10 protein-coding genes are annotated in these 12,216 nt (G+C 46.5%); 4 read left to right on the top strand and 6 right to left on the bottom strand.

Features of this window, described 5'->3' with window-relative positions; genetic code table 11:
• Positions 1-251: 251 nt before the first annotated feature.
• Both B5F78_RS14265 and B5F78_RS14260 read right to left on the bottom strand, forming a co-directional pair.
• Positions 252-803, bottom strand: a complete 552-nt coding sequence (locus B5F78_RS14265) for an NADH peroxidase (RefSeq protein WP_022039311.1) — start codon at positions 801-803, stop codon at positions 252-254.
• Between the two features lie 62 nt (positions 804-865).
• Positions 866-1,285 carry a Fur family transcriptional regulator gene (locus B5F78_RS14260; protein WP_022039310.1) on the bottom strand — a complete coding sequence of 140 codons (420 nt, stop codon included), beginning with the start codon at positions 1,283-1,285 and terminating at the stop codon, positions 866-868.
• A gap of 177 nt (positions 1,286-1,462) precedes the next feature.
• Between B5F78_RS14260 and B5F78_RS14255 the strand changes: the two genes are divergently transcribed.
• Positions 1,463-3,394, top strand: coding sequence for an NAD(+) synthase (locus tag B5F78_RS14255; RefSeq protein ID WP_087407034.1), 1,932 nt, complete (start codon positions 1,463-1,465; stop codon positions 3,392-3,394).
• 136 nt (positions 3,395-3,530) lie between these two features.
• On the opposite strand, the gene B5F78_RS14250 is transcribed toward B5F78_RS14255, so the two are convergent.
• The gene (locus tag B5F78_RS14250; protein ID WP_022039308.1) at positions 3,531-4,883 is read right to left on the bottom strand and encodes an MATE family efflux transporter; all 1,353 of its coding nucleotides are present in this window, start codon (positions 4,881-4,883) and stop codon (positions 3,531-3,533) included.
• Positions 4,884-5,047: 164 nt separating this feature from the next.
• Between B5F78_RS14250 and xseA the strand changes: the two genes are divergently transcribed.
• The 3 genes from xseA (at position 5,048) to B5F78_RS14235 (ending at position 7,683) form a co-directional block, all read left to right on the top strand.
• Positions 5,048-6,346 (top strand): exodeoxyribonuclease VII large subunit, encoded by a 1,299-nt coding sequence (gene xseA, locus B5F78_RS14245; RefSeq protein WP_087407033.1) that lies wholly within the window; start codon positions 5,048-5,050, stop codon positions 6,344-6,346.
• A gap of 20 nt (positions 6,347-6,366) precedes the next feature.
• Positions 6,367-6,585 (top strand): exodeoxyribonuclease VII small subunit, encoded by a 219-nt coding sequence (gene xseB / locus B5F78_RS14240; RefSeq protein ID WP_087212528.1) that lies wholly within the window; start codon positions 6,367-6,369, stop codon positions 6,583-6,585.
• A 78-nt stretch (positions 6,586-6,663) separates the two neighbouring features.
• Positions 6,664-7,683: a branched-chain amino acid aminotransferase gene (locus B5F78_RS14235; RefSeq protein WP_013619206.1), complete on the top strand. Its 1,020-nt coding sequence runs from the start codon at positions 6,664-6,666 to the stop codon at positions 7,681-7,683.
• Positions 7,684-7,897: 214 nt separating this feature from the next.
• On the opposite strand, the gene B5F78_RS14230 is transcribed toward B5F78_RS14235, so the two are convergent.
• From B5F78_RS14230 to B5F78_RS14220, 3 genes are read right to left on the bottom strand one after another with little or no spacing between them, the layout of a single operon-like run.
• Complete coding sequence (locus B5F78_RS14230) at positions 7,898-9,910, bottom strand: alpha-glucuronidase (RefSeq protein WP_087407032.1); 2,013 nt, start codon at positions 9,908-9,910, stop codon at positions 7,898-7,900.
• Positions 9,907-10,881, bottom strand: a complete 975-nt coding sequence (locus tag B5F78_RS14225; protein ID WP_087407031.1) for a glycoside hydrolase family 43 protein — start codon at positions 10,879-10,881, stop codon at positions 9,907-9,909. Before B5F78_RS14225 ends, B5F78_RS14230 begins: the two co-directional genes overlap by 4 nt.
• A 48-nt stretch (positions 10,882-10,929) precedes the next feature.
• A complete protein-coding gene (locus tag B5F78_RS14220; protein ID WP_087407030.1) occupies positions 10,930-12,066 on the bottom strand; it encodes an endo-1,4-beta-xylanase in 1,137 nt (378 codons plus the stop codon).
• Positions 12,067-12,216 lie beyond the last annotated feature (150 nt).

The raw sequence follows: 12,216 nt of genomic DNA, 5'->3' as shown, positions 1-12,216 counted from the left end.
CAAAATAGGAACCGCCGTATGCCGAACGGCACGTACGGTGGTGTGAGAGGTCGGTAAACATGAAAATAGGAGATAAACACCTATGATTAGTGTTTACCTCCTACTCGATATGTCCGATATGATATGATATGATATGATATGAGAGCCGAAGTTTTTTCTTTCCGGACCGTGATTCGTTTTTATATATGTGGAAAGATAAAAAAAAGAGATCGGAATTTTCCGACCTCTTTTGCATTAAAATAGAACTCAGATTATTTCTTGAAATATCTGTTGTACAAACCTTCGAAACCTTTTCCGTGACGAGCCTCGTCTTTTGCCATTTCATGAACTGTATCGTGGATAGCGTCCAGATTCAACTGTTTAGCACGAGTCGCAATACGTTTTTTATCTTCGCAAGCACCAGCTTCTGCGTTCATACGTTTTTCCAAATTAGTCTTGGTATCCCATACACAGTCGCCTAGCAATTCAGCGAATTTAGAAGCATGTTCAGCTTCTTCCCAAGCATAACGTTTGAAAGCTTCAGCTACTTCGGGGTAACCTTCGCGGTCAGCTTGACGGCTCATTGCCAAGTACATGCCGACTTCAGTACATTCACCCATAAAGTGATTGTTCAAGTCTTTAATCATTTCTTCATCGCAACCTTTGGCTACGCCGATTACATGCTCGTCAACGAATGTCAGACCGTTGTTGTCTTCTTCCATTTCTTTGAATTTGGAAGCGGGAGCTTTACACAAAGGACATTTTTCAGGAGCTGTTTCACCTTCGTAGATGTAACCACATACAGTACAGATAAATTTCTTCATAATTCAATGTTTTTTAGTTGTTAGTTATTTAGTTGTTTTTTGCCTATGGCCAAAGGCCTAGGTCAGTTCTTGTTCATTTTCAAACATTCAGGGCATATACCCTTATAGTATCGGTGTGTTTCCTCTATTTGAAAACCTTCTTTTTTCATATGTTTAATCTCATCCGGTTCTTCTGCCGATAGAGGGATGTCCGTGATTCTACCGCATACTTTACATTGGAAATGTGCATGTACAGATATGTCTCCGTCAAAGCAAGCATTCCGTTCGTCAATGGTCAACATGCGGGCTGCACCGTGTTCTACAAACAGTTTCAGGGTGTTGTAGACAGTTGTTTTCGACAATGTAGGAATATCTTGGCATAAAGCCATATAAATCTCATCGATGGACGGATGAGTATGATGCTTCAGCAAGTAATCCATAATGGCAATGCGTTGTACGGACGGCTTGATTTGGTAACTGAGCAGATATTCGTAAACGTTCATCTTATTATTCCTTATTTGTAATTGTTACAACTTTAAATCATTGGCAAAGGTATAAATATTTTCTTTATGTACAAAATAACAGATGCTTTTTTTACTTTTTTTCAATATGGATAAGGGATACACCTTATTTTATATTATCTTTGTCCGATGTAAGCCAAGATATTAAATGACATACTTATGAAATATGGTTTTGTGAAAGTGGCAGCCGCTATTCCTTTGGTGAAGGTAGCCGATTGCCCATACAATGCAGAGCAGGCAGAAAGCCTGATAGCGAAGGCAGAGGGGAACGGGGTGCAGATATTGGTTTTTCCCGAATTAAACCTCACTGGATACTCGTGTGGTGACTTATTTGGGCAAGCATTGTTACTTGAGCAGGCAGAGATGGCACTGATGCGCGTGCTCAACAATACTCGTCAGTTGGATATCATTTCTATTTTGGGTATGCCGCTTCGGGTAGACTCGATGTTGCTGAACTGTGCCGTAGTTATTCAGAAAGGAAAGATTCTGGGAGCTGTGCCCAAGACTTATTTACCCAATTATAAGGAATTTTATGAGCATCGCTGGTTTGCTCCTGCCACTTCGCTTGATGGTGAGTCTACCGTTCGTCTTTACGGGCAAAACGTTCCGGTCAGTCCTCATTTGTTATTTGAGACTGCCGAGACAAGGTTCGGCATAGAGTTGTGCGAAGACGTGTGGGCGCCTGTCCCGCCTAGTTCGGCATTGGCTCTTAAAGGAGCCGATATCATTTTCAATCTTTCTGCCGATACCGAAAATATCAGCAAACATCAGTATCTTCGTTCGTTGCTTGCTCAGCAATCTGCACGTTGTTTGGCTGGATATGTGTTCGCTTCGTGTGGTTTTGGCGAGTCTACTACCGATGTTGTGTTTGCGGGTAATGCGCTGATATACGAAAACGGTACGTTGTTGGCAGCTTCCGACCGTTTTTCTTTTGACAGGCAACTGGTGGTAAGTGAAATCGATGTAGAACGTTTGCAGGGCGAACGTTTGGTGAATACAACTTTTGCCGCCAACATAAGTCAGTATCAAGGAGAGCCGATAAAGATTATACAGACCGAAAGGGTATTGGAGAAAGATTTTACACTTACTCGGCGGATAGACCCACATCCGTTTGTCCCGGCAGGGGGGCAGATGCTTGCCAGCAGATGTGAGGAGATTTTTTCCATTCAGGTAGCAGCGCTGGCAAAGCGGTTGGTACACACAGGATGCAAGACGGTAGTGGTAGGTATTTCGGGAGGACTTGATTCTACGTTGGCGTTGTTGGTATGTGTCAAGACATTCGACAAGTTGGAGATGTCGCGCAAGGGCATTGTCGGCATTACGATGCCAGGATTCGGCACCACAGGACGTACTCATCGCAATGCTGTTGCGCTGATGGAGTCGTTGGGGGTTACCTCACGTGAAATCAGCATTCGTGATGCCTGCCTTCAGCATTTTAAAGATATCGGACATAATCCTGATGTGCATGACGTGACCTATGAAAACGTGCAGGCACGTGAGCGGACACAGATTCTGATGGACTATGCCAACAAGGTAGGGGGATTGGTAATTGGTACGGGCGACCTTTCCGAACTTGCTTTGGGCTGGTGTACTTACAATGCCGACCATATGTCGATGTATGGAATCAATGCCGGTATTCCAAAGACTTTGGTACGTTATCTGGTTACGTGGGTAGCAGAAACGGTAGATGCCGGTTCACGTGCTACGCTGCTCGATATCATTGATACCCCTATCAGTCCTGAACTGATACCAGCTGATGAGGATGGCAATATCCGGCAGAAGACCGAGGACTTGGTAGGTCCTTATGAACTTCATGACTTTTTCCTTTATCATTTTTTGCGTTTCGGTTTCCGTCCCGCCAAAATTTATTATCTGGCAAAAGTAGCTTTCCGTGGTACTTACGATGATGATACTCTTAAGAAATGGTTGTCGAACTTCTTCCGTCGCTTCTTCAGTCAGCAGTTTAAGCGTTCTTGTCTGCCCGATGGTCCGAAGGTGGGTTCCGTATCGCTAAGTCCGCGTGGTGACTGGCGTATGCCGAGCGATGCCAGTGCAACGCTGTGGCTTCGCGAATGTGAAGAGGTGAGTTGAGATGCGTGGAAAGTGTTTGGATAGAAATGGCAGATAATTTTTTGCGGCTATCCGTGATGGCATTCCGAAAGCACATTATTCAAGTTAGACTCCGGGTGGGTGAATAGCGTTTCTGCTGTTATCCCACCCGGATTTTTTATATCGTTTTCTGTTTGAATAGCTTGAACTGGCGGTAGAGCATAATGGCGGCGATGATGCTGGCTGCAAGGTCGGAGATGGGCATGCTGAACCAGATGCCGTCTGCACCCCAGAAGAGCGGGAGAATCAGCAGGAGCGGGATAAGTATCATCACCTGCCGGCTCAGCGAAAGGATGATGGCTTTTTTTGCCATGCCGATGCTTTGGAAGAAGTTTGACGTGACCATCTGGAATCCGATGATGGGGAAGAACATTACCGTGATGCGCAACCCGCGTGCCGAAAGGTCTATCAGGGTCTGGTCGGTGGTAAAGGCTTTTGCCACGAGTTCGGGTATCAGTTCGCCCACCAGGAAACCGGTTGTCGTTACGATAGTGGCGGCTATCACGGTGATTTTCATTACCTGGTTCACGCGTCCGTATTGGCGTGCGCCGTAGTTGTATCCGGCTATGGGCTGCATGCCTTGGTTCAGCCCCATGACAATCATGACGAAGAGGAAGCTGATGCGGTTCACGATACCGAACGCTCCGATGGCAAGGTCTCCGTCGTACAGCTTTAATCCCTTATTGATTAAGATGACAATCATGCAGGCGGCTATGTTCATGAAGAACGGAGCCAGCCCGATGCCGATGATGTTCTGCACCAAATGGCTTTGCAGGCGGTAAATGCCTTTCTTCAGGCGGAGCAGTTCGTTTTTCCGGCAGAAAAGCTTGATTTGCCATGTCAGGGCGATGATTTGCGCCAGTACAGTAGCCAACGCCACTCCCTGGATGCCCCAATGGAACACGAAGATGAATATCGGAGCAAGGATGGTGTTGATTACGACGGTCATGATTGTGGCGAACATCGCCTTTTGCGGATAACCCGCCGCGCGGAGCACCGAGTTCAGCCCCAGGTACATGTGTGTCACCACATTGCCCAAGAGGATGACAATCATGTAATCGCGTGCGTAAGGGATGGTCGCTTCGCTCGCTCCGAAGAAATATAGAATCGGTTCGAGAAACAAGAGGGAAAGAATCGTGAATCCGATGCCGATAAGGACATTCAGCGATACGACATTGCCCAAGATATGCTGGGCGGTAGTATAATCTTTTTGCCCTAACTTCACCGAAACCAGCGTAGAAGCACCTACACCAACCAGCGAGCCGAATGCGGCGGCAAGGTTCATCAGGGGGAATGTGATGGCAAGTCCGGAGATGGCCATAGCGCCTACACCGTGCCCGATGAAGATGCTGTCTATCATGTTGTAAAGTGAAGAAGCCGTCATGGCGATGATGGCAGGGACGGCATATTGCGTCAATAGTTTGCCGATAGGTTGTGTGCCTAATTCGGAAGCGGTTCCTTTTTGTGACATAAAACTCTTTTTACCATTAAATCCGGGTGCAAAGGTAATCAAAATTAATGAAGAACGAAGAATGAAGAATGAAGAATTCCATGCGGGCGAAGCGATTCTTCATTCTTCATTCTTCGTTCTTCATTTATTAATTGTATCTTTGCTCCCAAGAATTTTGGACTTTTATGGAACATACTCCTCTATCTTTATACGAATTGAATGCCTTGGTGCGCCAAAGTGTCCGCTTGTCCATGCCCGATGCGTATTGGGTGCAGGCGGAGCTGAGTGATGTGCGGACCAACTATTCGGGGCATTGCTATCTGGAATTTGTACAGAAAGACCCGAAGAGCAATGCCTTGCTTGCCAAGGCGCGGGGCATTGTCTGGAGCAATGTATTCCGTGAGCTGAAGCCTTATTTCGAGCGGGAAACCGGACAGGCATTCGTGGCAGGGCTGAAAGTGCTGGTAAGAGTAACGGTGGATTTTCATGAGCTTTACGGCTATTCGCTTACCGTTATCGACATCGATCCTACGTATACGCTGGGGGATATGGCAAAGCGGAGAAGAGAAATCTTGCAACGCTTGGAAGAAGAAGGCGTGCTTACATTAAATAAGGAGTTGGAATTGCCCGAACTTACCCAACGCATTGCCGTGATATCTTCGCCCACGGCGGCGGGGTATGGAGATTTTTGCGACCAGTTGGAGCGCAATGCTTTCGGGTTTGTGTTTTATACCAAATTGTTTCCGGCGGTGATGCAAGGCGAGCAGGTCGAGGATTCCATTATCCGTGCCTTAAACCGGGTTTATGCCGAGCTGGAACATTGGGATGTAGTGGTGATTATCCGTGGAGGTGGAGCGACATCAGATTTGTCAGGGTTCGATACGTATGAACTGGCAACGAATTGTGCTCAGTTTCCTTTGCCAATCATTACCGGTATCGGCCATGAGCGCGATGATACGGTGATTGACATGGTGGCGCATACGCGGGTAAAGACTCCTACGGCTGCTGCCGAGTTCTTAATCAATCATTTGCGTGAGACTGCTGGTAGGCTGGATGAATATGTGTCGTTCTTTTATCAGGAAGTGCCTGCTTGGTTAGAACGGCAGAAAGAACGTTTAGAACATTGGGTGGCACGTATTCCGGCACGTGTACAAATGCGTTTGCAGGATGAAGGATTCCGTCAGGAACGTTTGTTGAAGCGTATGCATTTGGCTTGGCAGACCCGTTTGATTAAGGAAGATTATCGTTTGCAATTAGACCGACGGTTGGGCGTGGTGCTCTGTTCACGTCTGCAACGGGAAACCCAGCATCTGCTGTTGATTGAGCAACAAGTCAAATCGGCATCTCCCGACCTGCTGTTGCAGAAAGGATATAGCATTACATTGAAAGACGGTAAGGCGGTGACAGACCCAGCTTTGCTCTCGCCGGGTGACAAGATAGTGACGCGAGTAGCAAAAGGAGAGTTTAAAAGTAAGGTATTATAGGTAAGTTTTCATTATATATTATGGCAACCAAAAAAGAAACATATTCTGAAGCGATGAAACGGCTGGAAGCAATCGTGGCGCAGATTGAAAGCAATGAACTGGACATCGATGAGCTGGCAGGCCGCTTACAGGAAGCTCAGCGTCTGATTAAATATTGTAGAGAAAAACTCTATAAGGCGGATGCGGAAATCAAAAAGATGCTTGATGAAGGAAGCAAAGAAGAAAAAAGTGCGGATTAAATTGGATTTTGTAAATATAACTCTTACATTTGTTGCATTGTTTATAACGAAATGTAACATTTAAAACATATTATTCGCATGAAAGAAATCGATTGGGCTAATCTGCCGTTCGGGTATATGAAGACAGATTACAACGTACGTTGCTATTATCGCGACGGGAAATGGGGAGAATTGGAATTGTGCTCGGAGGAGACATTGAATATCCACATGGCGGCTACTTGCCTTCATTACGGGCAAGAAGCGTTCGAAGGGTTGAAAGCGTTCCGCGGCAAAGACGGCAAGGTCCGTGTATTCCGTCCGCAAGCCAATGCAGAACGTTTACAAAGCACATGCCGGGGTATTTTGATGCCCGAACTTCCGACGGAGTTGTTCTGCGAAGCTGTACGCAAAGTGGTGAAAGCCAACGAACGTTTCATTCCGCCTTACGAAAGCGGTGCGGCTCTTTATATCCGTCCGTTGCTTATCGGGACGGGGGCACAGGTAGGCGTACATCCGGCAAGTGAATATTTGTTTGTGATATTCGTCACTCCGGTAGGCCCGTATTTTAAAGGAGGCTTTGCTACGAACTCGTATGTGATTATCCGTGAGTTCGACCGCGCTGCTCCGCTCGGTACAGGTACATACAAGGTGGGTGGAAACTATGCAGCCAGCCTGCGTGCCAACAAGATGGCGCATGATGCGGGTTATGCGTGCGAGTTTTATCTCGATGCAAAAGAAAAGAAATACATCGACGAGTGCGGTGCAGCCAACTTCTTCGGCATCAAGGATAATACGTATGTTACTCCGCTTTCTACTTCTATCCTGCCGTCCATTACCAACAAGAGCTTGATGCAGCTGGCAGAGGACATGGGCTTGAAGGTAGAACGCCGTCCTATCCCCGAAGAGGAACTGGAAACGTTCGAAGAAGCCGGCGCGTGCGGTACGGCTGCGGTCATCAGCCCGATAGAACGTATCGATGATTTGGAGAACCACAAGTCGTATGTCATTTCGAAAGACGGCAAGCCGGGCCCCATCAGCGAAAAGCTCTACCACAAGCTGCGTGCCATCCAGTATGGTGACGAACCCGACCCGTACGGATGGGTGATGATGGTGGACTGATGCTTCGGTAACGTAAAAAAAAGAGAGTATGCAGATATGCATATCCTCTTTTTTTGAATATCAATTAAATGAATCTCTGCAATCAGCCAATTCGGTTGGGTTGCAAACGCAGTATATATTCAACCGCCGATGCAGTATATATTCAACCGCTGATGCAGTATATATTCATTTTTCAGGAGTATATATTGGCTGTTTGCGTGCATTCATTTGTTTTTTACTTTATTTTCGGTAGCATTTCAGGCGTAGGCCGTTCGTAATTGCTGATGGGAAGTTTTACCTTCATCAATTTCTTCAATTTATGTACAGGACGCTCTATATCTTTCGGAAAAGACATTTTTGAAAACTGCTGGAAGTAGAGCAGGCAAGCATCTTTCCACCACACTGCATCATTGGTTTGAATTTGAAGCCGTTCGTTTACGGCATTCCAACGTTCTGTATCCACATAAGGTTTTACTTCCTCCCAAGTCTGGCAGAAGTTCCGTGTCTTGTCTACACCATGTTGGTAATGGCGGCATAATTCTTCCCATAAAGTAGTTCCGTTATTCATGGTATGTGTCCACGGTGCATGGTGAAACCAAAGCAGGAACTCTTCGGGACAGGTATCGATGGAGTCGAACATACGCGCCAGTGAGTCGGGGTATTGTGCCACGGCATTGCTTCCGGTATGGCTACGGTCAAATCCAAGTCCTTTACGGTCGGCCTGGTGGTAATAAGAGGGAAGCCAGTCGGGGCGTGCTCCGGGAATGGTGCACCAAGGTTCAGGTCCATAGTGGTGTCCCCAGGCAAAGATATGGTGTAGTCCGAGGGGCATCATATAGTCTACTACGGCTTCACGGCTCTGCATCATCATATCCTCTACGGGATGTATAAATTGAGGGTTGGCTGTAAATGTCTGTGCCAGCCATTCATCGGCAATACTTTCCGAAGAAAGTTCCGGATTCCATGCCAGGCGTCCGAAGGCATACCAGTTGGCTTGTGCAAAATCGTGTCCGCACCAATTACTTTCGTCTCCGATATTCGATACGCCCGCAATGGCACGTATGCTTTCCGGTTTTACATATTGGAAAAATTCTTTCCACATCGGTGCCAGGTAAGCCAGGTGGTTGGAGTGTCCCAGGTATTCTTGTGTTACTTGAAACTCCACCATTAATGGGGTATGTTTCATCGCTCCGAAGAGTGGGCTGTAAGGTTCACGCGGCTGGAAGTCAATCGGACCGTTCTTTACCTGTACAATGACATTGTCGAGGAATTTTCCATCAAGGGGCTGAAATTCCAGATAGGCTTGTTTGGCACGGTCGTTATCAGAAGGACTGTACACAAAGGCACGCCACATTACAATGCCTCCATAAGGTTTTAAGGCTTCTGCCAACATATTGGCGCCTTCGGCATGAGTGCGGTGATAATCGCATGGTCCGGGTTGGCCTTCAGAATTGGCTTTTACCAGAAAACCTCCGAAATCGGGTATCAGACTGTATATTTCGTGTACTTTCTGCTTCCACCAGTTTGCTACTTGGGGATCCAACGGGTCGGCAGTAGCCAATTTGCCTATAATCATCGGCGAAGCAAAATTTACCGATAAGTATACTTTTAAGTTGTAAGGACGGAAAATATCAGCCAGTGCCTTTACTTTCTTCAGATAAGGCGTGTCCAGCATTTCGGGTGAGGCGTTGACATTATTCAACACTGTAGCATTGATACCGATGGAGGCGTTGGCACGGGCATATGCTTCGTAACGGGGAGAAAGTGTCGCTGGCAGTTTGTCCCATTTCCAAAGTGAATGTCCGGCATATCCACGTTCGATGGTACCGTCCAGATTATCCCAATGGTTGAGGATTCGTATGGGATACGCCGGACGTTCTTCGATATGGAGTGACTGAGTGTCTTGCTGGGTTGCTTGAAGTCGTAAGAGGTGATAGGTGGCATAAAGCAGACCTTTTTCGGAGATGGACCCAAGTGTGATACCGTTTTTCCCCGACCGGATGGTATAACCTTCGGGTCCTAAAGCGGTGTGGGTAGCATCATTGAACAGCTCAAGTGATACAGGAGTGCCTTTCCATGTCCGTTTCAGTTCAGAGCAAGCTATATCCAGTGTATGAGAATGCAGTGAACATTCTACCTTAGCATTTGCTGTAGTGTCCTGCCGTAGCCAGAGGCGGCTGCCGTTTTCTGCGGACAGCCGTTCTCCAGCAAGCAGCAAGCATATGCTGAGAAGCAACATTCGTATCATTCTCCTCCTCCGTCAATAGTGATGATTTTTCCTTCTGCGTCGTATTCCAGTTCTACTACTTTCAGACTACGCAACCATGTTTTTCCTCCAGAGGGTACACAATCGTGGTGGAAGAGGTACCATTTGCCTTTGTATTCTACAATGGCGTGATGTGTGGTCCATCCCACTACCGGTGTGAGGATAACTCCTTGATAGGTGAACGGTCCGTATGGATTGTCTCCGATAGCATAACACAAGAAGTGGGTATCGCCCGTAGAATATGACAAATAGTATTTCCCGTTGTATTTGTGCATCCACGATGCTTCGAAGAAACGGTGCGGGTCATTGGCTTTCAGTGGGTTTCCTTCCTGGTCGATAATGAGGACGGGGCGAGGGTCTTCGGCAAACTGCATCATGTCGTCACGGAGTTTTACCACACGTCCGGGCAGAGCTGGTTCGTTGCCTTCGGGCAGGATGGCGCTTTCCAGTGCCTTATTATCCCGGTAGCGTTGCAATTGTCCGCCCCAGATACCTCCAAAATAAATGTAATGGCTTCCGTCTTCATCGCAGAATACGGCGGGGTCGATGCTATAACTTCCCCACATCGGATTGGCTTCGGGAATAAACGGACCTTCGGGCTTGTTGCTTATGGCTACTCCCAGACGGAAAATGTCATTACGGTCTTTCATCGGGAAATACATGTAATATTTGCCGTTTTTGAAAGCCACGTCGCAATCCCACAACTGGCGTCCTGCCCAAGGGATATCTTCCACTTTCAATACAACTCCGTGGTCGGTGATTTCACCGTGCATTACATCATCGGTAGAGAATACGTGGTAATCTTTCATATTAAAATGGTCGCCATTGTCGTTTTCGGGAACTCCACTTTCCCAGTCGTGCGAGGGATAAATGTATAATCTGCCGTTAAAGACATGTACAGACGGGTCTGCCATATAATCATTCGGTACGAGGTATCTTGCTTCTTTTTTCATGGTTATGAGTTTTTTATGTTTATAAGTTTTTTAAGTTTTTCTTCTGTGTTATTGGGGTGTGTTTGTTTCCTTTTCTTTTATCATTTCCGTGATGAACGGCTTGGGCTGGTAGTTGCGGTCGAAGAGCAGCGGATAGTCTTTACGTCCTCGGATAGGGAAACCGTTTTTCCAGGAATCTCCGTCGGTTACTCCCCATGCTGTCACACGGTCTACGATATCGGCATGTTTTTCAAACAGTTCAAAGAATTGTTTCATGCGGGCGTTCCATGCCTGCGATACAGAATCGGGTAATGCATCCGGATACGGATTCAGCGCTTTCTTGAAGGCGATTGTATCCGATATATTGGCTGTACGTGATACGGTAGGCAAGGCACTCATATCCCATTCGGTAATCATTACTTTCACACCTTCTGCTGCAAAAGCAAGCATACTTTTTTCGAATTCTTCAATTTTCGGATAGTCCATACCCATGTGTCCTTGCATACCGACAGCATCGATGCGCAAACCTTTTTCTTTCAGGCTGCGGATGAGTTTTACAACTCCTTCGCGGCGTCCGGGGTTATCCATTCCGTAATCGTTATAATATAGTTCGATGGTGGAGTCTGCCTCGTGTGCGTATTGGAATGCCAAAGGAATGAATTCTTCACCCAAGATTTCATAAAATTTGCTCTTGCGGTACGAGCCGTCCTCAATAATGGCTTCATTTACCACGTCCCATCCTTTCAGCTTTCCTTTGAAATGATTTACTATGGTATAGATATGGTCTTTCATGCGTTGTTTCAAAACTTCGGGGCTTACGTTCTTTCCGTTTTTGTCCACACAGAACCATTCAGGACATTGCGAGTGCCAAATCAGTACGTGGCCGGTCATGGTCAGGCCATTCTCCTCACCGAACTTTACGAAATCATCCGCAGCCTTGAAGTCGTACACGTCTTCTGACGGATGGAGTTCTTCCATTTTCATGCAGTTTTCAGCAACAATGGCATTGAAATGGTGTTTCACAATATTGGTAGCATTCGTGTCTTTTCCAGCTACTTGACGGACATTTACTGCCGTTCCGATAAGGAACTGGTCGCCTACGGCATCTTTCAGTGTAAGCTCTTGTGGAACAGTGTTTTTAGATCCGCTACATGCTGCAACGAACGTTGCTGCCAGAATAGCAGATGCAATGTGTTTTACTTTCATGGATTTTGTTTTTTTAAGTTATTTGTTTATTCAGTTAACTGAGAAGCTGTTTTGAATTTCTCCAAAAAGTTTTTCTTGGCTTGATGTATCTGTTTTCGTGTGTGCTTTGGGCGATTTTTTGGTTCTTTTCGCTCCTGTTCTTCGTCAGAT

The organism is Bacteroides sp. An279 (assembly GCF_002159615.1).
Taxonomy (GTDB): Bacteria; Bacteroidota; Bacteroidia; order Bacteroidales; family Bacteroidaceae; genus Phocaeicola; species Phocaeicola intestinalis.
This window is presented reverse-complemented; position numbering and strand designations above follow the sequence as displayed.